This window comes from Bacillus sp. 22446 (assembly GCF_052044955.1).
GTDB classification, from domain to species: Bacteria; Bacillota; Bacilli; order Bacillales; family Bacillaceae; genus Bacillus; species Bacillus altitudinis.
Genome location: NZ_JBQEOD010000006.1, coordinates 74,698 through 99,126, shown reverse-complemented (window position 1 = coordinate 99,126; position 24,429 = coordinate 74,698). Strand labels below are relative to the sequence as shown.

The 24,429-nt window shown below is 42.7% G+C and carries 21 protein-coding genes; 10 read left to right on the top strand and 11 right to left on the bottom strand.

Annotation, left to right across the window (positions count from 1 at the left end):
* Positions 1-123 precede the first annotated feature (123 nt).
* The 4 genes from ACTJJD_RS13320 to ACTJJD_RS13305 all read right to left on the bottom strand — a co-directional run bounded on the left by ACTJJD_RS13320 (position 124) and on the right by ACTJJD_RS13305 (position 2,709).
* Positions 124-294, bottom strand: coding sequence for a hypothetical protein (locus tag ACTJJD_RS13320; protein WP_017360401.1), 171 nt, complete (start codon positions 292-294; stop codon positions 124-126).
* The gene (locus ACTJJD_RS13315) at positions 291-878 is read right to left on the bottom strand and encodes a DUF1700 domain-containing protein (protein WP_041091193.1); all 588 of its coding nucleotides are present in this window, start codon (positions 876-878) and stop codon (positions 291-293) included. The genes ACTJJD_RS13320 and ACTJJD_RS13315 overlap by 4 nt, the downstream gene beginning before the upstream one ends.
* Complete coding sequence (locus tag ACTJJD_RS13310; RefSeq protein ID WP_440600272.1) at positions 871-1,188, bottom strand: PadR family transcriptional regulator; 318 nt, start codon at positions 1,186-1,188, stop codon at positions 871-873. The genes ACTJJD_RS13315 and ACTJJD_RS13310 overlap by 8 nt, the downstream gene beginning before the upstream one ends.
* Before the next feature lie 690 nt (positions 1,189-1,878).
* Positions 1,879-2,709, bottom strand: coding sequence for a YitT family protein (locus ACTJJD_RS13305; protein WP_025206673.1), 831 nt, complete (start codon positions 2,707-2,709; stop codon positions 1,879-1,881).
* Between the two features lie 336 nt (positions 2,710-3,045).
* On the opposite strand from ACTJJD_RS13305, the gene mmuM reads away from it, so the two are divergent.
* Together mmuM and mmuP are read left to right on the top strand one after the other, a co-directional pair.
* Positions 3,046-3,984, top strand: a complete 939-nt coding sequence (gene mmuM / locus ACTJJD_RS13300; RefSeq protein WP_242731467.1) for a homocysteine S-methyltransferase — start codon at positions 3,046-3,048, stop codon at positions 3,982-3,984.
* Positions 3,985-4,030: 46 nt separating this feature from the next.
* Positions 4,031-5,434 (top strand): S-methylmethionine permease, encoded by a 1,404-nt coding sequence (mmuP, locus tag ACTJJD_RS13295; RefSeq protein WP_008342173.1) that lies wholly within the window; start codon positions 4,031-4,033, stop codon positions 5,432-5,434.
* Positions 5,435-5,534: 100 nt separating this feature from the next.
* On the opposite strand, the gene ACTJJD_RS13290 is transcribed toward mmuP, so the two are convergent.
* Positions 5,535-6,017 carry a hypothetical protein gene (locus ACTJJD_RS13290; protein WP_007498435.1) on the bottom strand — a complete coding sequence of 161 codons (483 nt, stop codon included), beginning with the start codon at positions 6,015-6,017 and terminating at the stop codon, positions 5,535-5,537.
* Positions 6,018-6,126: 109 nt separating this feature from the next.
* Entirely contained in the window at positions 6,127-8,793 is a 2,667-nt protein-coding gene (locus tag ACTJJD_RS13285; RefSeq protein ID WP_440600271.1) for a S8 family serine peptidase, read from the bottom strand.
* Between the two features lie 242 nt (positions 8,794-9,035).
* On the opposite strand from ACTJJD_RS13285, the gene ACTJJD_RS13280 reads away from it, so the two are divergent.
* The 6 genes from ACTJJD_RS13280 to ACTJJD_RS13255 are packed head-to-tail and all read left to right on the top strand — an operon-like array spanning position 9,036 to position 16,525.
* Positions 9,036-9,494 carry a PTS sugar transporter subunit IIA gene (locus ACTJJD_RS13280; RefSeq protein WP_008342176.1) on the top strand — a complete coding sequence of 153 codons (459 nt, stop codon included), beginning with the start codon at positions 9,036-9,038 and terminating at the stop codon, positions 9,492-9,494.
* On the top strand, positions 9,491-9,820 hold the full coding sequence (locus ACTJJD_RS13275) for a PTS fructose transporter subunit IIB (RefSeq protein WP_007498438.1): 330 nt from the start codon (positions 9,491-9,493) through the stop codon (positions 9,818-9,820). Before ACTJJD_RS13280 ends, ACTJJD_RS13275 begins: the two co-directional genes overlap by 4 nt.
* A 36-nt stretch (positions 9,821-9,856) precedes the next feature.
* Positions 9,857-10,975, top strand: a complete 1,119-nt coding sequence (locus ACTJJD_RS13270; protein WP_017358746.1) for a PTS fructose transporter subunit IIC — start codon at positions 9,857-9,859, stop codon at positions 10,973-10,975.
* A 28-nt stretch (positions 10,976-11,003) separates the two neighbouring features.
* Positions 11,004-13,667 carry a mannosylglycerate hydrolase gene (gene mngB / locus ACTJJD_RS13265; RefSeq protein ID WP_440608520.1) on the top strand — a complete coding sequence of 888 codons (2,664 nt, stop codon included), beginning with the start codon at positions 11,004-11,006 and terminating at the stop codon, positions 13,665-13,667.
* Positions 13,668-13,724: 57 nt separating this feature from the next.
* Complete coding sequence (locus ACTJJD_RS13260; RefSeq protein ID WP_212357356.1) at positions 13,725-14,609, top strand: ROK family protein; 885 nt, start codon at positions 13,725-13,727, stop codon at positions 14,607-14,609.
* Positions 14,606-16,525 (top strand): BglG family transcription antiterminator, encoded by a 1,920-nt coding sequence (locus ACTJJD_RS13255; protein ID WP_146271321.1) that lies wholly within the window; start codon positions 14,606-14,608, stop codon positions 16,523-16,525. Before ACTJJD_RS13260 ends, ACTJJD_RS13255 begins: the two co-directional genes overlap by 4 nt.
* Positions 16,526-16,586: 61 nt before the next feature.
* On the opposite strand, the gene arr is transcribed toward ACTJJD_RS13255, so the two are convergent.
* Positions 16,587-17,003, bottom strand: a complete 417-nt coding sequence (gene arr / locus ACTJJD_RS13250) for an NAD(+)--rifampin ADP-ribosyltransferase (RefSeq protein WP_440608519.1) — start codon at positions 17,001-17,003, stop codon at positions 16,587-16,589.
* 398 nt (positions 17,004-17,401) lie between these two features.
* Here arr and ACTJJD_RS13245 point away from each other — a divergent pair, with 398 nt between their 5' ends.
* Positions 17,402-17,719, top strand: a complete 318-nt coding sequence (locus ACTJJD_RS13245; protein WP_035390595.1) for a hypothetical protein — start codon at positions 17,402-17,404, stop codon at positions 17,717-17,719.
* Positions 17,720-17,740: 21 nt separating this feature from the next.
* On the opposite strand, the gene ACTJJD_RS13240 is transcribed toward ACTJJD_RS13245, so the two are convergent.
* The 3 genes from ACTJJD_RS13240 to licT all read right to left on the bottom strand — a co-directional run bounded on the left by ACTJJD_RS13240 (position 17,741) and on the right by licT (position 22,113).
* Complete coding sequence (locus tag ACTJJD_RS13240) at positions 17,741-19,162, bottom strand: glycoside hydrolase family 1 protein (protein ID WP_440608518.1); 1,422 nt, start codon at positions 19,160-19,162, stop codon at positions 17,741-17,743.
* An 18-nt stretch (positions 19,163-19,180) separates the two neighbouring features.
* Positions 19,181-21,040, bottom strand: coding sequence for a beta-glucoside-specific PTS transporter subunit IIABC (locus tag ACTJJD_RS13235; protein WP_440608517.1), 1,860 nt, complete (start codon positions 21,038-21,040; stop codon positions 19,181-19,183).
* Between the two features lie 236 nt (positions 21,041-21,276).
* Positions 21,277-22,113 carry a BglG family transcription antiterminator LicT gene (gene licT / locus ACTJJD_RS13230; RefSeq protein WP_008343858.1) on the bottom strand — a complete coding sequence of 279 codons (837 nt, stop codon included), beginning with the start codon at positions 22,111-22,113 and terminating at the stop codon, positions 21,277-21,279.
* 191 nt (positions 22,114-22,304) lie between these two features.
* Here licT and ACTJJD_RS13225 point away from each other — a divergent pair, with 191 nt between their 5' ends.
* A complete protein-coding gene (locus tag ACTJJD_RS13225; RefSeq protein WP_035390601.1) occupies positions 22,305-22,505 on the top strand; it encodes a hypothetical protein in 201 nt (66 codons plus the stop codon).
* A gap of 34 nt (positions 22,506-22,539) precedes the next feature.
* Here the strand turns inward: ACTJJD_RS13225 and ACTJJD_RS13220 are convergent, their stop codons facing one another.
* Positions 22,540-24,159 (bottom strand): APC family permease, encoded by a 1,620-nt coding sequence (locus tag ACTJJD_RS13220; RefSeq protein WP_024719047.1) that lies wholly within the window; start codon positions 24,157-24,159, stop codon positions 22,540-22,542.
* Between the last annotated feature and the right edge of the window lie 270 nt (positions 24,160-24,429).

Here is a 24,429-nt window from a genome sequence, read left to right as displayed (position 1 = left end):
AGTCTAGGAAGGACGAGCATCGGCGCGGAGCGAATTTGACATTCGTGAGCACCGAAGCGCAGGACTGACACCGAATTTGAGGGTTTGTCTACACGCTGAGACCCGCATAAGCGGGTCTTTCATTTATGGCTTGCTCCAATTGATCGTGCGGAACACATTGTACTGGTCATTATTTTGATATGCATCTAGGTCAAAGCCTGAAAGTCCAAAACCAATTGCCATGACAATTCCTCCGGCAACGGTGAAGATGATCCCCCATTTGATGCATTGCTTTTTTAAATCATTCACGTTCATACTCTCACGACCTTCTTTTTAAACATTCCCATGAATGCCTTAGTGGTTTGAACAGTCACTTGCACAAATAGCTTTGTTAAATACGCCGTGGCTATGCCGCTTAATAATCCGACACCTAATAGAAGAATCCCAACTCCGATCTGCGTCACCACCACATGCAAACCATCCTGAAAAATAAATGGAGAACCAATGATACTCCAAAAACCACCGAGCAAACCAACTAGCGTCATTGTACCTGTCACGAGTGGAACACACCAAATCACCATATACACAGAAAGAATCAGCAGGAATACTGTTGCGAGAATGCTGCCCCATAACGGAAAGCCTAAAATGAGGATGGAGAGCCTTGTGGCTTTTTCTCCAAACGTCGGCACCTGAATGGTTTTGATTCCTTGTTCCTTCAAAATTCCTTCAGCGATGATGGCAGGCTGACCGACTTGATGAACTGCTTCCTGTTCACTGTAGCCATCTTCCTGATAATCCTCGATCATTTCATCGTAATACTCGATGAACCGATCACTTTCTTTTTCGCCTAGACGATGCAGGTGCTTCTCTAAGCTAGCTAAAAATTCTTTTTTATTCATTGCCCTGTCCTCCAGAAATAAAGTCGTAAATCGCCATCACTTGATCCCATTCCGCTAAAAACTGTGCCATATGCTCACGGCCACTTGTTGTCATCCGGTAGTATTTTCTTAATCGACTGTTATGTTCCTGTGAATAGGTCTCCACATAATTGTTTTGCTCTAACCGCTTTAATATCGGATATAATGTCGATTCTGAAATCTCAATACAATGGGACATATCTTTAATCATTTGATAACCATAGGAATCGCCTTTCTTTAATACCGCCAGTACACAGAATTCAAGTAAACCTTTTTTTAATTGTGCATTCATGATTACAACTCCTAACCATTTATACTATACAATACATAGTATGATGTGACAAGAGGTATTTTTTGCAACTTTTCACTCTCAACGTCCCTATAAATTTTCATTCAGGAAGTTTCTCTTTCTTCAAGGCTTCACCTGATCAAGATAAATCTAGCGTGTGTCTATTGTAGACAACAAACATACACAGGAACGAATATCATAGGAAACAACTCATTTAATCTCTTTATTTTAAAGGGATAAGCTGAATTGTATGGAATTAAGAAGTTCATTCACAATGGCTTATCCTTATGAACTTCATACTAAGTTTTACGAACACTCAACTCGAATTAAAGTGATGAGAACGGCTGAAAGTGGCTAGTTCTTTTCAACCCAACCAATACCGAATAATGGTAGACCTTAAAAAACGAGGAGCTGATGACCTTGAAAAAAATGTGGAGTAATTATCTCACTTTAGTCATTACACTAACTTTGTGTTATATCGTGTATTTGTTCATCTTCAAACAACCTTTTACCATTACACCCATCATCCTGTTTGTGGTGGGAGCCGCCATTTCTGAGTGTATACGTTTTTTCTTTCTGAAAAGTAATGAGAAGAAAGATGATACCTTGAAAAAATAGTCCCTTAAACATAAGATCACTCAACATATGAAAAGACACCCCCACTTTATAGTGGAGGTGTCTTTTTTTTACTTTTTATATATTCACAAATCCTTCTCCAAACACATCACGCACATCATGGACAACAACGAATGCGTCTCGATCAATTTTCTTAATGATTTTCTTTAAACGCATCAGCTCCTGTTTTTGAATGACTGCATAGAGAATTTCCTTCGATTCCTTCGAATAATGACCGCGACCGTTTAAAATGGTCACGCCCCGATCCAAGGTATGATTGATTTCTTCGGCAATATCATCTTTGCATGAAGAAATAATCGTCACTGCTTTTTTCGTGTTAAGCCCTTCTATGACGAAATCCATCACCTTAGTCGCCACATACAGCATCACAATCGTAAACATTAATTTTTCCGCACCAATAATAAAGTAAGAAGCAAAAACAACGATCAGATCAAAGAACAAGATGGCGTAGCTCACGTTCCAGTCTAGATACTTATTCGCAATTCGCCCAAGAATGGCAGATCCCGCTGTTGTACCGCCCGCTCTTAAAACAAGACCAATGCCAATACCAATGATGATCCCTGCGAAAATAGAACCAATGATCAATTCATGGACATTCACCACCCATGTAGTGGTCAAATGTAAAAATAGAGAGTTACTTGCGACAGCTACCACTGTGTAGATCGTGGTCTTCTTGTCCAAGTATTTATACCCCACAAGTAATAAAATCGCATTCAACACAAGGTTTGTCAGCCACGGCGCAATCTCAAACATATAGTAGAAAATGATGGACAGCCCCGTTACGCCGCCTTCACCAAACTCAAGTGGAATGACAAACATGTTCACAGCTGCAGCAAATAAAAAAGAACCAACTAGAATCATTGCAATATCTTTTACACATTTTTTCAATTTCTTCTTTCCTCCTTTTTTAAGCATATAAAAAACCCTCTTTCTGCACGAAAGAAGACAGTCGTTGGACAAAATAAAAATCAAAAGACGGCGCCTTTTGATGAAGCTTTCTGAAATGAACCTTTCCATAATATATATCTCTTTTTAGAGGCTGTCAATGACTTGGTTTTCTATTATTTCAACTGTATGTTTATGCACTCAAACCCGCATGTTTTCAAGGTTTTTCCGTCGTATGATGCTTATTCCTCTCCTTGACAAAAACACTTTAGTCATTTAAACTACTGCCTCATATCATATCCATTATTTCCGATCGACAAAGGAGGCTGTTTGATTTATATGAATCCTATTCAAAGCCGTTTACAGGCTCACACACCTTTGATTTTAGATGGTGCACTTGCAACGGAGCTTGAACGAAAGGGCTGTGATTTAAACGACAGTTTATGGTCAGCCAAAATCCTCATTGAACAGCCAGAATTGATTCAGCAAGTACACTTGGACTACTTCCAAGCAGGTGCTGACTGTGCAACAACAGCCAGCTACCAAACGACAATTGATGGCTTTGCTGAAAAAGGCTATACAAAAGAAGAAGCCATCGAATTAATGAAACGATCTGTCACGTTAGCAAAAGAAGCGTGCGAGCAGTTTTGGCAGGATGAGACACAACGTAAAGAGCGGGCAAAACCATTTGTCGCTGGATCTGTGGGGCCCTTCGGCGCTTATTTGTCTGATGGTTCAGAATATAAGGGAAATTACGGACTCACAGAACAGGCGCTCATTGATTTTCACAGACCAAGAATTCAAGCATTGGTAGAGGCTGGTGCAGATATTCTCGCTTGTGAAACCATCCCTTGTCTCATTGAAGCAATCGCCATCGCTAAACTGCTGGAGGATGAGTTCAGCGGTGTATATGCGTGGATTACATTTAGTGCAAAGGATGGTCAGCACATTAGTGAAGGAGATTTACTTAGAGACTGTGTACAAGCACTCGAGCCATATGAGCAGATCGCTGCTGTTGGCGTAAACTGTACACCACCGCAATATATGTCTTCTCTTATTCAGGAGATGAAAAAAGGGACGAGCAAACCAATTGTCGTCTATCCGAACTCAGGGGAATTATATGATCCTGAAGAAAAGGTTTGGAGCGGAGATACGTCTCACCATACATTTGGTGAATGTGCGCAGCAATGGTATAAAGACGGCGCACAAATCATCGGCGGCTGCTGCCGGACGACACCAGAGGATATTACCGATATCTTAAAACAGGCAACATCGTAGCATCATGACTCAACACACATACTTCTAAGCAAAAGGGCGGGAAGACATGGAACAAGCAAAAGATCAGTCACAACAATATCAACGAAAAATGACCAGCCGTCACCTGTTCATGCTTTCTTTAGGCGGCGTAATTGGCACAGGACTCTTTTTAAGCTCAGGATATACGATCAATCAGGCCGGACCTGCGGGAACGATTTTGGCTTATCTGGTTGGGGCATTAATTGTGTACCTCGTGATGCTCTGTTTAGGTGAACTGTCTGTCGCAATGCCGGTTACAGGCGCTTTTCACACATATGCAACAAAATACATTGGGCCCGGCACTGGCTATACAGTGGCTTGGCTTTATTGGCTGACATGGACCGTGGCACTTGGTTCAGAATTTACAGCGGCAGGTCTTTTAATGCAGCGCTGGTTCCCAGACACATCGGTTTGGATGTGGAGCGGTGTTTTTGCACTTCTCATCTTTTTACTCAATGCTTTTACAGTTAAATTTTTTGCAGAATCGGAATTTTGGTTTTCTAGCATTAAAGTCATGGCTATTATTCTCTTTATTATCCTTGGCGGAGCCGCGATGTTTGGATTGATTCCACTAAAAGGCGGTGAGGCCGCTCCGTTCTTCTCTAACTTCACTGGAGATGGGGGTCTCTTCCCAAACGGCTTTTTACCGATTTTAATGACCATGCTGGCTGTTAATTTTGCTTTTTCGGGTACTGAGCTGATTGGGATTGCTGCGGGTGAAAGCGTCAATCCAGATGAGACCATTCCCCGGGCGATTCGCACGACTGTGCTACGTCTTGTCCTGTTTTTCGTCGGAACGATCGTGGTCTTAGCCGGCTTAATTCCAGTAGAAGAAGCCGGGGTGATCAAAAGTCCTTTCGTTGTGGTCTTTGACCGCATCGGTATTCCTTATGCGGCAGATTTCATGAATTTTGTCATTCTGACAGCGATTTTATCTGCTGCAAACTCAGGGCTATACGCCTCATCTCGCATGCTATGGTCCCTTTCTGAAGAACGAACATTGCCTAAAAAGCTGGCAAAATTGACATCAAAGGGAATTCCTTTGAATGCACTCATTTTGAGTATGATTGGAGGCATTCTCTCTTTGCTATCGAGTGTCATCGCACCTGAAACGGTGTATCTGGTTCTTGTCTCAATCTCTGGACTCGCCGTTGTTGTTGTATGGATGGGAATTGCAGCTTCACAGTTCATGTTTCGCAAAAAATTCTTACAGGATGGCGGACAGCTTCATGATTTATCTTTCCGAACCCCGCTCTATCCGGTGGTTCCGATTGCTGCCTTCCTCCTATGCCTTGCATCTGTGATCGGCATTGCTTTTGATCCAAATCAGCGCATCGCTCTCATCTGCGGTATCCCTTTTATCGCACTCTGCTATGCTGCCTATTACGTGACAACATGGATTCAGAAAAAACGAGAAAACCCTGGTGTATAGCACCAGGGTTTTTGTTTGTTCCAAAAAAGGATGTCACTAACTGACATCCTTTTTTCTATGAAAACGACAGAGCTTGCGCCAAGTCGCCTCTTCTAGCAGATTAGTAACGTGATGTATATGCCAAATGGTACACACTTGTCACATTTGAAGATAGCGTGATGTCGTTTGAAGTGAAAGTCACTGGAACGATATCGTAGTAATGTGTAGACCAGCCTGCATTATTGTATGTACGGTAGCCTGCACCTGCAGGAACTTGAATCGTTAGTGAAAATTGTCCATTCTCGTCTGTTGTACCTGTCGCTGTTTGAGCATATGATTTGATTGCTGCTTCAAAATAAAGCTGAATTGGCTGATTCGCCATGAGTTGACCACTTGTGTCCTTTAATGTTCCTTTAAAAGTAGCTGGATAATATGAACCTACACGATATTTACTGCCAGAACCGTAATTGACCATACCACCGTCTGCTGCTGTGACGCCTGTTACTTGTACGGATGCTGGTACTGCTCCTGTTTCCTCTGCATGTGCAAAGCTTGGGAAAACGAGAAGCAATGATAGAAAGAAAGCAAACATGATTTTTTTCATCGATAAATCCTCCTTTTTTTTCCTACTATATTACTATCGACAGTTATTGTCATTTTTCCAGTAAAAACAAAAAACTTCCCTTTTTATTCAAAAAAGGGAAGCTACAAGACTATTTTTTCACAACAACTTTCACTGCTTTACTTTCTCTTTTTCTCACATCTGAAGCCGTCACATACAAGACAGTTTTGGCTTTTTGCGGCTTGATTTTAGCCGTAAATGCGCCTTTGCTATTGGTTTTGACCGTTTGAATGACTTTCTTTGATTTGTTCTTCACCTTGATCGTCAAGCCTGCACCCGCAGTTCCTTTGACCGTTTTACTTTTCACTGTTACTCGATTCACCTTTGGCTTAGCTGGCGCTTTGCCCTTTTTCACGACCGTTTTAAGAGAAGTTGCAGCCTTCCCTTTTGATATCTTGATGTGAAGCACTTTATTTTTGTTTTGATGCTTGATCTTCACACTAAAGGTTCCCTTTTTGCTTGCCGTGCCTTTTCCAAGCAGGGTTTTGCCTCTATACACAGAAATGGCAGCGCCGGCTTTCGCCTTTCCTGTCACCTTTTGATGCTGATCTTCTACTTTGTTAACTGATGCGTTTAATTCAACAGCACTTAACGCGGCAAAAGCATTGAGTCTGCCATGTCCTGTCATCCAATCGATACCCGGAATTTTCGGATCGACAACAGGCTCGTCATTTTCATCATAGAAAACGTCATCTGTTCCATCAACAGCTTTAAATGAAATATCATCCGCTGTATTTTGTAAAATATTTCTCACTTGATTTGGTTTCAGGGTTGGATTTTTAGAAAGCAGTAATCCTGCTGCTGCTGCAACATACGGTGTAGCCATTGATGTCCCGCTTAGGTATGAAACATTCCCATCAGGCATTAAGCTTGGAATATCAGACCCTGGTGCAGACACGCTTAATCCTTTCCCATAGCTTGAGAATTCAGCGGCAATATCCATGCGATTGCTTGCACCAACTGCCATGGCGTACTTGGAAGTCGCAGGATAACCCATTTCTGGAATGCCATCGTTTCCGCTCGCCACTACCACTAATACATTTTTTTGTGCAGCATAGTTCATCGCATATTCAATGACCTTGCTGTAGTAGCCGCCAAGGCTCATGTTGATGACCTTTGCACCTTTGTCCACTGCATGTTTAATGCCAAGAGCAATATGCTCTGTATCTCCATTTCCATACGCATCCAGTACTTTGACCGGGATGATACCTGTATGTTGATTCAGCCCTGCCATGGAGTAATGATTATCGGCTTTTGCTGCAATGATACCTGCCACATGGGTACCATGGCCATTGTCATCAATTGCATCTTTATTACGGCCAATGAGATTGGCACCTAAGTCTGTGCGAACCGTCCCGCTTAAATCGGACAAACGGCTGTCGACACCTGTATCCACAACAGCGATTAACGTTTGCTTCATTTTGCTTGTGCCAATCAATGTATTCATTTGTTCAAACTTCACATCAGCGCCTTTTTTCCCACTGTTCTGCGCACTGTTTTTCAGCGGCCACTGATAACCATACTGCGCGTCATTGCTGAGCGCACGATACGTTTGTACAGGCTCTGCAAATTCAACATTCGGCATACTAGAAAGCTTTCTCGCCGTGCTTTTGATCACAGCTTTGCCTGCTTTAAGCGTTTTGCCAGCCGATTCTTGCCCTGCCGGTACATCATAAACATACATTCCTTTAAATAAAGGATTTACTGATTGAGATGTCACACGGTTTTCTTGAATTCCGTAGCTTTTCATTTTCTTTTTTGCGGATTGAAGCGTTTGTCCATCCTTTAATTTAAAGATGATTTTGTTTGTGTTGACCTTTTCTTCTGGAACAAGCTTTTGTTTCTCTAATACATAACCGATCGATTTTCCTTCAAGCTGATCGATTCCTACTTTTTGCCCCACTGCTTCTAATTCCTTTTTTAAATAGGCTGGACTTGCCTCTTTGAGCATATCAAAAAGGGAACGGATCGCCTGTTGCTCTTTCTCTGTGACGATATGACCGCTGAATGCACCATTTTTCTCTACGTCATTTAGCAATGATTTTAATGTCAGCAAATGATTGTACACCATTTGCTGCTTTTTTTGATTGTTGATGAGTTTAGATTTGAGAAACGGCTTTGTTTTTTGTAGCAGACGTGTAAGCTTCTGACCATCGGCTGTTTCATTGAATCGTTTGTCTTCGATCGTACGAATGGATTGAAGAATTTCACGTCCATGCTTTTTCTCAATAATGATGATCGTTGGTTCTTCTTCTTCAGGGAAAATCGGTTCAGATGGCGGAAGATTCGCACCTTTATACCCGATTGTATATGCTGCATCCTCTTCCTCATCACGGCTGTCTTCCTCTGAACCTAAATACAGCACTTTGACATAGTAAGGACCTGACCATGCATGCGGGAAGTTGATTTCTGTCTCTCCACTTGCTGTGTCCACACGATATCTCGAATAAGTGTCATCCTTTATCGCTCTATCCTTACTTGGGTAGACCGATACAGATAACACTTGTTTGCTTTTGACAGAAATTTGCATATGTGTATGTTTTGCCACATCATCTGCAGATGGCGTGATTTGGTACCATGACTCTTCTTTTTCATTCTGTAATGTACCTGAGATGACTTCACCATCTTTCAACCCAATGGCTTCATTGACACTTGTGCCTTTACTAACTGCTGATGCTCCGTACCCAGGTAATGCAGCCATACATAGAATGATGGCCATGAGTACAACCACACAGGATTTGACCTGCTTTTTAAACATGAAAAGACCCCCTTATCTTTTACAATACCTTGGAAGAATATCACAGAATCCCTTTTAGTAGAATCTATTTTTGACATAATTAAACTCGTTTTAAGCTAGGATTTGAGATATTCAGATGGCTAGTCTAATCGCTTCATAAACTTTTTGCCATTTCAAACGGAAAATGATGCTATTTAACCATATCGAAAAGTACATTACAATCAAATTGTAAGCGCTTAACAAACAAGAGAGAAGGGATCAGCTTGTTCCAAAAAGATCATGTTTTTACACAAGTAAACGGTCGATCAAAGAATGAGATTTTACAATACATTTCAGAGAAAGCTGAAGACCTTCACATTACAGATGATCAGTCAGGGTTATTAACAGATTTGTTGAAACGCGAAGACGAAGTCTCAACAGGACTTCAGCAAGGTTTTGCGATTCCTCATACAAAAAGCTCTGCTGTTCAAACGGCTTCACTTCTCTTTTTAGAACTTGAACAACCCATTGATTGGGGAAGCTTCGACGATTTGCCAACAAGCTATTTATTTACACTGCTCGTTCCACTAGAAGAGGCCAATGTCACACACCTCAAATTACTGTCTGGCATTGCCACAAGTTTAATGGAGCCTGCTTTCATCGAAAAGATTCAACCCGGTCAAACAGCAGACTATTATTACGAAGTCATTGAACAACAATTGAAAGAGGGGATTACACAATGAAAATTGTCGGTGTCACTTCATGCCCAGCAGGGTTAGCTCATACACCAATGGCAGCAAAAGCATTAGAGAATGCGGGTAAACAGCTTGGACACGAGATTAAAATCGAGCAACAAGGAATTATGGGACAGGTGAATGGCATTACAGCAGAGGAAGCCAAGCAGGCAGACCTTTGCATTATCGCCTCCAATCAGCATATTAACGACGCTGAACGCTTCTCAGGTATTCCTACTGTTCGTGTCGAAATCGGACGCGCCCTAAAAAATGCCGAGCAAATCATCACAAAAGCCGTTGCGCTGGTTGAAAAGAAAAAATCTGAATCCCAATAAACAAGAGCAATGCCATATAGAAAGGAGCAAAGCAGAATGAAAGCAAAATTAAAAGTCATTGAAGGCCACCTCATGACCGGTATTTCTTATATTCTTCCGGTGATCATCGGAGCTTCACTTATCGTTGGTTTAGCCAAACTAGTCGGGTTAGGTTTTGGTGTGTCAGATTTAAACGCCTATAAAGATGCAGGCGGCATTTTACATGGTGCCTATTTGATGGAACAGGTTGGCTGGACAGGCATTGGCTTAATGAACGTACTGCTCGCTGGCTTTATTGCCTATTCGATTGCGGATAAATCTGGTCTTGCGGCCGGCTTTATCGGCGGAGCTCTTGCCAGCTCAACAAATGCTGGTTTTATCGGCGCCGTCATTGCAGGTTTCTTTGCCGGATATGTCGCTCTCTTTGTGAAAAGAAAAATTCAAATTCAAGGCTCCGCAGCTGGACTCGTCCCTCTGCTCATCTTACCGCTCATTACTGTTGGCTTAACCGGACTTCTCATGTCCGTTCTGCTAGGCGGTCCATTAGGGGCTTTGAACACCGCATTAATTGAATGGATCAAAGGCATGGTGGCAGATGGAACAAGTACACTCGCACTTGCTCTCATTTTAGGCGCAATGATTGGCTTCGATCTTGGCGGCCCAGTGAATAAATCAGCTTGGATGGCTGGTAACGCGCTCTTCCTATCAGGTGTCTATCTTCCTGCCATTCTCGTCAATATCGCGATTGTCATTCCTCCGCTTGGATACGGGCTTGCGACATTGATTCGAAAACGCAACTTCTCTCCTACGTTTAGAGAAGCCGGACGAGGCGGTCTTGTGATGGGGATTATCGGGATTACAGAAGGAGCCATTCCCTTTACACTCGTCAATCCTTTGAAATTGATTCCGCTGAATGTCGTCGCTTGTGCTGCTGGAAGCGGGGTTGCTGCCTTATTAGGTGTCCATGACATCATGCCGCCAATTGGCGGACTCTACGGATTCTTCTCAGTAGGAAACTGGTGGGCATATTTAATCGGCGCGCTAACTGGCGCACTTGTTATTGGAATTGGTGCCAACCTACTTGTGAACTTCTCTGAGAAAAAAGAACCCCAAAAGCCAGAACATGATCAGAAGCAGAAAGAAGAAGATGATTTTGACCTTGTGCTAGAAGGATAATTTGAACAAAGAAAGGTGTCGTTACACAATGACTGTCAATGTACATGTGATTCCACATACTCACTGGGACCGGGAATGGTATTTTACCACCTCCCGCTCCCGTATCTACTTAATGAAAAGCGTAATGGACATATTGGACACCCTCGAAACAGATGAACGATTCCATTACTTCATGCTCGATGCACAAGCATCCTTGCTAGATGATTACTTGAAATGGCGCCCAGAGGATGAGGATCGAATCAAACAGCTCGTCACAGCAAAACGCCTCATCATCGGTCCGTGGTATACACAAACGGATCAGCTCGTGATTTCTGGGGAATCGATTGTACGGAACCTGCAATATGGGATTGAGCGCTGTCAGCAGTTTGGACATGTCATGAAGGTCGGTTATGTCCCTGATTCCTTCGGTCAATCTGCACAAATGCCTCAAATTTATCAAGGCTTTGGTATTGTCGACACAGCCTTTTGGCGCGGCGTTTCTGATCATATGACGAATCACACAGAATTTAATTGGCGCGGGGCTGATGGCAGTGAAGTTTTTGCAGTGAATCTGCCATTTGGCTACTACTACGGAGGAAATATTCCTGAAAAGGATGAAGACCTGCAAGCCTTTCTTTCTGAAAAAATCGGGGCGCTGCAAGCAAAAGCCACGACAAAGAATGTCTATTTCCCAAATGGCTTTGACCAGGCGCCTATTCGTAAAAACCTGCCTGACTTATTAGAAAAAGCCAATGAAATAGACGAGCACCACTATCAAATCAGCAGTTTAGAAGACTACATTGCAGCAGTGAAAAAAGAGCGGACTTCTTTTGAGACATTAGAAGGAGAGCTCATTCATGCCAAGCATATGCGAATTCATAAGTCTATTTTTTCAACAAGAGCAGATTTGAAAATCTTAAACAACCAAATTGAAAACTATCTTGTCAATGTGATGGAGCCGATCCTTACAATCAGCTATTCACTCGGACATGACTATCCGCATGACACGGTGCGTGATATTTGGTACCTCATGTTTGAAAATGCAGCGCATGATAGCATTGGCGGCTGTAATAGTGATACGACGAATCAAGATGTCTTCTTCCGCTATAAACAGGCAAAGGAAATCGCCGAGAATCTTGTGGACTTACACATGCGTCTCATCGCCATCCGGCTGCAAACTGAGCAAGAAATCACGTTCACTTTATTTAATACACTGCCTTCAAAGCGCTCTGAAGTCATTGAAGTCGAAACCTTTATCACAGAACGTCCATTTACACTAAAAGACGCTGATGGACGAACTCTTCACTACACAGTCAAAAGCAAAACCGATGTGACAGATTATGTCTTGGCACAACAGATTTCACTTAACCCAAGCAAAGAGGTGTACATGCCAAAGCAAGTATGGAAAGCTGTTTTACTCATTGAAGCAGTCGACTTGCCTTCCGTTGGTTATACACAAGTCAGCATGATTTTCGATGAATCTAGTGAATCCATTTTGGAAAAAACAGAAGGTCGTGTCATTGAAAATACGTTTTACCGCATTGCAGCAAATGACAATGGGTCATTAGAAATTACGGATAAACAGACCGGACGAACGTTCTCTGAGCAAATGATCTTTGAAGACAACGGAGATGATGGGGATTCTTATAACTATTCACCACCGCGTGAGGATCTTTATGTATCATCTAAAGATATCTCATCAGCCGACATCACCGTATCTAAAAGCAGTTTACAGGAAGAGCTCACCATCAAGCTTCAATTGACTGTCCCATATGATTTAGAGGAACGTTCGGAGCAAAAGGTGACGACTTCCCTCCCGATCACAGCGAAGGTGGCTTTAAATAAAGATGAAGCGGTCATCCGTTTTCATGTGAATGTGGACAACCATGCGCTAGACCACCGTCTACGGGTGCTCTTTGATACAGGTATTGCGTCAAACGTATCACTCAGCGATCAACAGTTTGGCACCATCGAACGTCCAACGGAGCTGACGCAAGAGCTAGAATGGTGGAACAATGAACATTGGGAAGAAAAACCGATTACCATTGAACCCATGCAATCATTTGTTGCACTTCGCGATGAAGCATATGGTGTCTCTCTTTTGACGGACTGCGTCAGAGAATACCAAATCACAGGCGCAGGCTACACAACCATTGCTTACACACTCTTCCGCTGTTTCGGAAAAATGGGGAAAGAAAACCTTCTTTACCGTCCTGGCCGGGCTTCTGGAGAAAAAATCGTGGAAACACCTGACGCCCAGCTTCAAGGATCGCTATCATTCTCCTTTGGCATGCACTATAGCCAAGAAGCGGTGAGTGAAGGACACTTGGCTCAACTTGCTAAACGTTACACCACCCCGGTTCAGTGCTACGAGCGGGCAGACTTTTTAAACGGTCGTTTAATTTTCTCTTTCCGAGATGAAAAAGAAGACTTACAATCTACTTATAGCCTGCTTGACATTGAAACAGACGGGGCCGTTCTAAGCGCTTTGAAAAAAGAAGAGCATGGAACAGGCATTGTCCTTCGTCTCTTCAATCCATATTTAACACGTCAAACAGCCGCTTCAATCAATAGTTCATCTCTACAACATGGAGAAACAGCGAATTTAGGCGAAACACCTGAAGGACATATACTGAAAGCACAACATGGATCATTACACATTGAACCGCTCACACCTTGTCAGGTACAAACCTACATTGTAAAGAAAAAATGAACATGTAGGGGCGGGATCCATTTGGATTCCGCCTCTCTTTAATGGAGGGCATTGATCATGCGAATTGGAGGCATCGAAGCAGGCGGTACAAAATTTGTCTGCGGCTACGGAACAACAGACGGAACGATTGAACATATGACTTCCTTTGCAACAGGGAACCCAGAAGAAACATGCCGGCAAGTGATCGAATACTTTACAGAGCATCCAGTCGATGCGATTGGCATAGGCGCATTCGGACCTGTCGATGTAAAAGAACACAGCCGCAGCTATGGAACGATTCTCGAAACACCCAAAACAGCTTGGCGCCAATTTCCATTACTCTCAACCTTAAAACATGCACTCGGTCTCCCTATGAAGCTTGATACAGATGTGAACTGTGCGGCGCTCGGTGAAGCTCGTTTTTCAACAGAAACAGACAGACCAAATTCCTTGATCTATATCACGGTTGGGACGGGAATCGGCGGCGGTGCCTATATTGAAAACCGCCTCATTCACGGACTGCTTCATCCAGAAATGGGACATATCACCGTTCAGCGCCACCCTCATGACACCTATGGGGGCTGCTGTCCGATCCACCATGATTGTTTAGAGGGACTAGCATCGGGACCTGCCATAGAAGGCCGCTATCATACATTGGCACAAATGCTGCCAGAGGAACACCCTGCCTGGTCACTTCAAGCTTATTATCTCGGGCAAATGACCGCAAATTTATTACTCACCCTGTCACCAGAACGCATTATTTTTGGTGGAGGTGTCATGAAACAGCCGGCCTTGCTGCCGCTCATCCTTGAAGAAACAGACAAGCGCCTTCATGGTTACTTACAATTACCAAAGCCATTAAATGAAATCGTCACAAAGCCTTCCTTTGACGGATTATCTGGTTTAATGGGAGCCATCGCCCTTGGAGCTGATGCCTTAAAGGAACAAGGAGCGGCGCAATGATGATGACGGCAGATACTCGAACCTACCAGCTCATTCAGCGGCTATTTGAAACGAAAGGGTTCGTGAAGCTGGAGGAGCTCACTGCCTCTTTTCGCTTATCTGACCGCTCCATCCGCAATTTAATCAAAGAAGCAAACGAGCTGTTAACACAAGCTGGAGCCATGATCAAGACCATCCGTGGGAAAGGGTATACGCTCTTAACAAGTGACCAAGACGCTTTCCTGCTTTGGCTGCATCAGCAAAAGCTTCCTGCCCGCTCTCTCGTACCCGTCATGCCAGAAGAGCGCATACGATTTATGATGAGAAAATTATTGCTTCAATCAGACTACTTAAAAATTGATCAATTAGCAGAAGAATTGTTCATCAGCCGTATGACGGTCAGCAGTGATTTAAAAAAAGGACGGGAGCTGTTAGCCCGTTACGGTATGACCCTTGTCTCAAAGCCTGGATTTGGCTTAAAAGTAGACGGAGACGAATTGCAAAAAAGGACGTGCTACGCAGACTTACTGCTTGAAGAAGAACCCGCCCTATCTCATATAACTGAGCGGGAACAGCTTCATTTCCCTGACATTTCACTTGAAACCATTCGATCCATTGTGCTGACAAATCTATATCAAGAATCACTGCTCATTAAAGATATTGCCCTAAAGAATTTAGTGATTCACTTAGCGATTGCCATTCAACAAACGCAAAAAAAACAACGGATACCCGCCAGTACCACTCACACACAAAGACCGCCTGTGTTAACAAGAATCGCTCAAAAGATCACTCATCAAATAAGCGACACGTTTCATGTCACCTTATCAGAGGATGAAACAGATTACTTGGTGATGCATCTCTTGGCGAATCAAACGTGGAAAGAAATCGATGAACACCAAACGACCGAAGAAGTACGTCAGGCAGTGACACGATTTCTCCAGCACATTGAAAAAACAAGCGGTCATCGTTTTGTAGATGACGATATCCTGCGTCAAGATTTGATGCTGCATATGAAGCCATTATTAAATCGAATTCAATACGGCGTGTCTTTACAAAATCCGCTTTTGCATGAGATCAAAACATCTTACCCTTATCCGTTTGATTTGGCCGTCAGCGGACTCAATGCCTTACAGCTGGTGCGGACGCCAAATGAAGATGAGGCGGCATATGTTGCCTTACATATTGCTGCTTCATTTGAAAGAAGTCATCTTGACACCTCACAAAAAAAGAGGGCCATTATTGTATGCGGGTCTGGACTAGGAACGGCACGGCTGCTTGAAATTAAATTGAAGGCGGCCTTTCAGCATGAGCTTGAGATTGTTGAGCTTTATTCTTATCAGGATTACGCTTTTAGCACGACTTTGCCATGTGATGTGATTATTACAACCGTACCTCTCGCACCAAAGGGGAAACCAATCATTCAAGTGAATGCTTTTTTTGAACACCATGATGTCCAGCGTGTGAGTGAGGTCATTCACCTGTTAAACGGACATGGTTCCCCTTCGCAGGAGCTGATGGCTTTTTTCCAAGAACGATTGACCTTGTTGGATGTGAACCTTTCAAGCAAAGAAGAGGTATTAGATACGCTTTGCAGCCGGCTGGAGGCGCATCAGCTTGTTTCATCTTCTTTTCGTTCCTCTGTGCTGGAGCGGGAGCAAATGTCATCGACCTATCTTGGCAAGGGGATTGCGATGCCTCACCCGCTCATCACAAATGAAGGCACCTCCTGCGTGGCAATTGCACGATTGAAACAGCCAATTGATTGGCAGGGCGATCAAGTATCTCTGATTTTCTTGTTAGCCATTCAGAAAGATGACGCTGCCTGCATGAATCAATTTTTTGAACAAGCTGTCGATTTATTAGACAGTCCTGACCGCCTTCACTCCTTGACACATGCAAGGACATTTGATGAGCTAATGCATGTCCTGTTTCAATAGCACAAAAGGCCGCCCAAGTGAAATCGGGCGGCCTTTTATTCATCTATTCCTCACATACGAATCAATCATATATGACATTTTTTCCTTCTTCCCTTAACTTTTTCAACGACGTCAGCATATGGTTGATTTCTTCATCGGAATGTCTTTCCCAAGCACCTAATTCTGTGACAATTTTCAAAGGGGATTTCGATCGATAGGAACGGGTCGGGTTACCGGGAAATTTTTTGTCAGTCAAATTCGGATCGTCTTCAAACTCGCCTGTCGGTTCTACAACATAAATTCTCTCTTTTGCATCAGACCGGGCTAATTCAGCTCCCCATTTGGCTGCGTTTAATGTTCCAGTAAAATAGATGTGGTTCGATTGTTTATCCTGATAATTGGATAAATGCAACGGTTCAAGCAGGTCCCCAATCTTCAATTCCGCTTTCGTCCCATGAAAAAACGGCCCAGGATCTAAAACATCTTTCTTGTCATTCATACAGCCACATCCCTTATCGTTTTTGACTTGCGTATAACAGTATACGGGCTGATGCGGGCGGAAAACAGTCTATAAATGAGATTAAATTCGGGGTATAATGATAGTAGAGAGTACGATGTGATTTATAAACTCCAGTAAGTTAAAATAACAGCAAGAATACATACAAAGCAGTCTTCTTGAAAGAGATAAAGAAACTAAAAAATTAATTGCGGCAACGGAGCAGGAGGAAAAGGAAGGAAAAATTTTGGTGGCAGTTTTGGAAATAGCGTATTGAAGCATATCTGATCAGGATTGAAGAAGATGAGGATAAAGTAGCCAAAGAGACGTTTTGATGCTTTATCTGGTTGGCGTGTTGGTACATAATCAATTAAATTCTTCAGGAAAGGTGTAATGAGATAATGAAAGATAGGGATAAGATTTGTCATATATATGCTCAAAAAAGTTGGCATATGGATTCTTATATTATTGGTAATCGTGAGGGTTTAATAGAATTAAAGAGTGCTATTGACCAAGCATTGAAAAGTAATGTTGGTCAAGCTGAATTGTTTCCATCAGATTTAGAGGATTATACAACTTACGTTGCTTTAGTTGATGATAAAGAAGAGTTGGATTCTCTTATTATGCCTTACACTGATGAGGATAATGATGATGAAAACTTGATACATCCAGTTGATATAGTTACAAGTCATGAAGAGAAAAAAACCCCTAAAAATTAGGGGTTTTTTAGTGTGATATTGTTACTTCCCGATGTTCTCTCCATTTTGCTCGATTAATGTTTCATACCAATAAGAGCTCTTTTTCCGAATTCTCTTCAGGTCTTTCAGGTCAAATTCATCACGGTTGATGTAGATAAAACCGTAGCGTTTTGAGCAGCCTTGGTGTGTACTGATTAAGTCGATGGCTGACCACGGGCAGTACCCGAATACCTCAACACCGTCAGTGATCGCCCATTTGATTTGTTCAATATGTTTTTCTAAATAATCAATTCGATAATCATCCTGAATCGATCCATCCGCTTCTAACTTATCAAAAGCGCCTAGTCCGTTTTCCGTAATAATCAGAGGTAGCTGATAGCGGTCGTAAATCTCACGCATCGTTGATCGGAAACCGGTAGGGTCAATCTCCCAGCCAAATGCATTTTTACTTAAGAACGGGTTGTTGCCGCCTTTGTAGACGCCATCTTCACCAGATTTTAAATGCTGATCTCCGCCGCGGGCAAATTCATCATTGCCATCTCCTTTACTCGCTTCAACCGTTTGAGATGTGTAGTAGTTAAAGGCAATGAAGTCTGGTTTTGCACTTTTCAAAATATCCATATCTCCCTCTTCAATCACAGGAAGAATGTCTTTTTCCTTCATGTATGCCCATGCAAGGTTGTTATAACGACCGAATACCGCCATATCAAGATATAGCCAGTTGCGGATCGCATTGTAATTAGCCGCAGCAATGACATCCTCAGGTTTTGGAGATGCCGGGTAAATAAGGGCGATGTTTGGCGCTGGTCCGATTTTTGCCTCAGGCAGCAAACGATGACAAAGCGTCATGGCTTTCGCCTGTGCCACAAGCATATGGTGGTTCTGCTGATATAGTTCTTTTTTCGGATTTTCTAAATTTGGATCCAGTGTACCTAGAGCTGATCCATGTAAAATCATCATGTTTTGTTCATTAATCGTCAGCCAATATTTTACCTTCTCGCCATACTCCTGGAACAAAACCTCCGCATAACGTTCAAACGCATCGACTGTCGAACGATTTGACCAGCCGCCTTTCACTTGAAGCGCATGAGGTAAATCAAAGTGATACATCGTCACAATTGGTTCAATGTCATAGCGGCGCAATTCATCAATGAGAGAATGGTAGAAGTCAATTCCCTTTTGATTGATCTCCCCATCTCCATCTGGAATGATACGTGTCCATGCAATGGAGAAACGATAAGCCTTCAAGCCCATTTCTGCAAACATCTTCACGTCCTCTTTATATCGATGATAGTGATCGCTGGCTACCTTAAAATCAGTTGTTCCTTCAGGATAGCTTTCTCTCATATCAATGACTGAAGGTCCCTTGCCATCCTCGTTCCACGCACCTTCTACTTGATAGGCGGAAGTCGATCCGCCCCAGAAAAAGTCTTTTGGAAATGGTGCTAGTGTTGAATATCTCATGATTATGTCCTCCCTTTCTTAAACTAAGTGTAAAAATGATTGTCCTGGTGTCACTTGTTTTTCTTCTGTCTCAATGATATCGCTAAATTCACCGGAATTGGTAATAATCACAGGTGTTGTGACAGAAAGACCTGCTGCTTGAATGGCCTCAATATCAAACTCCGCAAGCAGTTCACCTTCTGTAATGGTTTGACCCTGCTCAACCTTCGGCGTAAAATGACGGCCCCCAAGTTGTACAGTATCCAGTCCAATATGAATGAGTACTTCTGCTCCGCTTTCAGAGGTGAGACCGTATGCATGTCCTGTTGGGAATACCGTTGTCACGACCCCAGTTACTGGTGCAAACAGCTTACCTTCTGATGGAATAATGGCTGCACCCTTACCTAATGCGCCAGATGAGAAGGCTTTATCTTGCACCTCTTCTAGCTTGATGACTTTGCCAAATAAAGGACTTTTCACATGAGCTGCTTTGACACCATGTTCATTTTCAGATGCTGGTGCAGAACTAGCTGCAGGAGCATCTTCTTCATCCACAGGATCTTTGAATCCAATCAAATAGGTTAAGACGATTGAAAGGACAAATGAAACGGAAATTCCGATTAAGAATCCTGTAAATCCTTGACCATAGAAGATCGGAAGTGTCAGTAAACTCGGAAGACCTGACGCGATCGCAATACTTTGTGAATAACCGATAATGGCACCACCGACACCGGCAGAGATAACCGCTGCAATAAATGGTTTTTTCAAACGAAGTGTGACGCCGTATACAGCAGGTTCTGTAATTCCAAATACAGCAGAAACCGCTGTCGATCCAGCTAATGATTTCAGCTTTTTGTTCTTTGTTTTCAGCATAACACCGATGGAAGCACCGGCTTGTGAAAATACAGCTGGCGCAGTGGCCGGCTTAATATGATCTTTTCCATGAACCGCAATATTATTTAAAATGACTGGCACAAGCCCCCAATGGATACCGAAGATGACAAGAACCTGCCATGCCATCGCAATTAAAGCACCGGCAAGTGTAGGGCTAAAGGAGAATACTTTCAGCAGGACGGCTGCAATTCCGTTCCCTGCATACACACCAAATGGTCCAAATACGATCAGTGTCAGTGGAACGACCGTGACCAGTAAAATCAGTGGTGTAATAAAGTTTTTCACACTTTCATGAATGACTTTGTTAAAGAAACGTTCGATATATCCCATCACAAACACTGCCAAAATAATCGGGATAACCGTTGATGTATAAGACATTAAGACAACCGGAATGCCGAAGAACGACACATCTCCGCCGCCTTTTGTGAGCTCTTGAATAGTCGGGTAGATCAGTGCACCTGCAATCGTCACAGCGACAAATGGATTCGCTTTAAACTTCCTAGCAGAAGTGAATGCGAGCAGCAGCGGCAGGAAGTAGAACAAGCTGTCTGATGCGGCAAATAAAATTTGATACGACGTATCTTCAGGAGATAACCATTTTGCATTGATACAGATGCCTAGAAGTCCTTTTAAAATACCGGCACCCGCCATGACACCTAGAAGCGGTGTGAAAATTCCAGAAACAATGTCGACGAATTTTCCAAAAAGACTTGTACTTTCTTCACTTGATCTAGCAGATGAAGAAGTGGAATCCTCTAATAGATTCGTAAACTCTCCAATCTCTCGATATACCTCTGGTACGGTGTTGCCAATGACCACCTGAAACTGGCCGCCGCTTTCCATGACAGTCACCACACCATTTAATTTTTCAATGGCCGCTTTATCTGCTTTTGATCTGTCATTTAATGTGAAGCGAAGTCTTGTGGCACAGTGAACCAATGAATGAACATTTTTCTCTGTCCCGATATGTTTGATAATGTCTTCTGCTAATTGACGATGACTCATACAAAAACCCCCTTTTTTTCAAAAAAATACGTTTTTAGGCAAAATAAAAACCTAAACGGGCACCAAAAATAGTCGCAACTTGCTATTGCGCTTTTTCAGTGAACGTTTAGGTTTTGCCTGCCGAACAGTCACAATCCTCTAAGACGATCATTGTGAAACCGTATTCTTTTATGTTTATGAGCAAATAGTACCACTCACTTTTTATGATGTCAACGCTTTCTTTTAAAATTCTATCTTTATTTTTCTCGTTTGATGAGTCGATTCAAATGAATCGATAGATAGAGCATCTCCTCTGATGTTAGATCGCGATGATATGTTTGATACACATATTCCGCGATTTTCTTTGCGCATTCGTACGCCTTCGGATATTTCACTTTAATCAGCTGATATAAATCTTGATCTTCACTGACGAGTAACGTTTCGTTGATGAGACGCTGTACGAAAAAGCGTAAATGTGTGAGAAAACGATAAAAGTTGAGCGAGTCTTCATCAAATTCCATGTTCAAGTGATATTTCACAATGGTCAGTATGGCATTCACTTCTTTTGTGATATTGACCGTTGTATTCATGTCTTCATTGAGCTCTGCATTAATGATATGCATGGCAATAAAGCCCGCTTCATCTTCAGGCAGTTCAATATGAAGACGATCTTCAATCATCTCAAGGCATTCCTTCGCCACGAGAAACTCATCTTTGTATAAACGTTTAATCTCCCAAATCAGCGAATTCTCAATCAAGTGGTTTTTCTTTAATCGTTCAATGGCGTAATGAATATGGTCTGCCAGCGATACATGCAGACTTTCGTTTAATCTTCGGTTCAGCTTTGTATGTGCGTATTGGATCATTTCCTCGGTCACCTTGACGACATCATATGGAACCTCTTGAAGCAGCATTTTCATCCGCTCATGTACGGAATGATCTTCTAGGCGGAACACTTTATCAATTAACGCCTCGTCCACCGGGTCGCCGGGACGTCTTTGAAAAGCGATGCCTCTGCCCATGACGACGATTTCTTTTCCTTGTTCATCTATCACACTAATGACATTATTGTTTAGAACCTTTTGAATCTGCATCTCCAAACACCTCCGTCTATAACCAGCCATCTACACTCAAAATATGCTCTCATCTTAACACAACTGTCAAATCACTTGGCGTTTTTATCTGACTTTTGAAATAGATTTAACGATATTTTCACTTCTTTCTTGCTGGTCTGATCCTCCCTCGGCCTGCATACAATACCAATACCCCGAGGAGGTGACCTTCGATGAAGGCTTTTTTCTGGTCAGCATCTTTTTTATTCATGTTCATTCTGACTCTCTTTATTCTAGGTATTGTTTTTTGGCTTAGTGGACAAGGCTTAGATCAGCTATGGAGATATGCGCTTATCTGTCTTGTAACAGCCACCGTTCTACACGGCGTTACCACTTGGCTAAAGCAGCATGTCATGCATCATCTATCCAAATAAAAAGGCTGCCCGCAGTATTCAGGCAGCCCTTCCGTTATTCCTTAGATGAGGCGGCTTCTTTCTGAGAAGCACGCAGTTCATCATTAATTTTTTTCGCATCTTCTAAAAACTCTGTTTCAAATCCACTTTTGAGTGCCCACATATAAAATAACAACGCCACAACTGCAATGAGCGCCATATCCCAGCCATAATGAATGACGTTATACCCGCCAAATTTATCACTGCCGAGACAAGAAATCGTCATCATCACAAGCAAATACACAACCATCCAAGCACCTGCTTTAAAGTGACGGCCAAAGCCCTTCCACTTCGCTTTTGCTTGATAGTAAAAATAGATTGGCAGACCGATAAGAATAATGAACAGCACCTGACCCGTCAGCGGCCATCTCGCCCAGTACAGTGTCAATGATGCAAAGACAAAACCGAGCGGGGCAATGATACTGAGTCCTTTAATTCGCAGTGGACGATATAAATCTGTGCCCGTCTTTCTCAGCGTCATTACTGTCACAGGTCCTGTCAAATAGGAAATCAAGGTCGCCACAGAGATAATTTCAGCGAGAACCCCCCATCCTCTAAACAAAAACAGAAAGATAAACGATACGCCTAAGTTAAAAAACATCGCTGGACGAGGCACACCATAAATTGGGTGCAGACGACCAAGTACACTCGGCATGTACTTGTTTTTTTCCATCCCATAAATCATACGAGACGTCGTCGCCGTATACGTAATCCCTGTTCCAGAAGGAGAAACGAACGCATCTGCATATAAAATAAGGACAAGCCAGTTGATTCCTAGCGCAATGGCAAGGTCAGCAAATGGCGAGTTGAAATTCAAATGCCCCCAGCCATTCACAATCATTGATGGATCGACAGCCCCAATAAAAGCGATTTGCAGCAGCACATAAATGACCGTTGCAATCAAAATCGATCCAACAATGGCGATTGGAATCGAACGCCCTGGATTTTTCGCTTCTCCTGCCATATTAATCGGGCTTTGGAAGCCATTAAAAGCAAACACAATCCCTGATGTTGCGACAGCTGTCAGCACACTCGCCCAGCCGTTCGGCGCAATACTTGTTCCAGAAGTAAAATTCTCACTATGAAAACCTACGAATAAGAGCGCACCAATTGTTAATCCTGGAATGACGATTTTAAAAACCGTAATGAATGTATTCGCCTTTGAAAACAACCCAACTGTCCAATAATTGAGCAGAAAATAAATCACCAGCAGCACACTTGCCACCATGAGCCCCTCAGTCGTCAAAACCCCTTTTGTGACCAAATGGCTTGTCCACTTTGCCCACTCCCAAGGCCATGAGCTCATGTATTGAACGGAGGCCACTGCCTCAACAGGAATCACTGAGACAATCGCAATCCAGTTTGCCCAAGCGGCGATAAATCCAATAAAAGAGCCGTGTGAATATTGCGTATATTTGACCATTCCGCCTGCCTCTGGAAACATCGACCCAAGTTCACTATAAGACAATGCGATAAATAAAATAACAACCATCCCGATCAACCATGACAAAATAGCAGCAGGGCCGGCGATTTGAGCAGCCCGCCACGCACCAAAGAGCCATCCTGAACCAATGATTGAGCCAAGACCTACCATCATTAAAGCGAAAGTTCCCATCCTACGATGCAAATGATTCATGTTCATAACACCTTTCGATTAAAATACAGAGCATGTGTCGAGCAAGCGCCTTTCTTTTATAGCAGCTCACCATTCATTCCATTGGCAAATACTTTCTGATCTGAACTTTTATCTTTGTTCATTTTTTTGCCTGTTATATTATCTCTCAATTCTCCATTTTCTGAAATAGTCGAACATGCTTATTTCAAAGGAAAGCGCTTTTTCAACAGTTCAATCTATTAGACTGATTAACTACCTTTACCCTTATTTTGAAAAAAACAAAACAAAAAA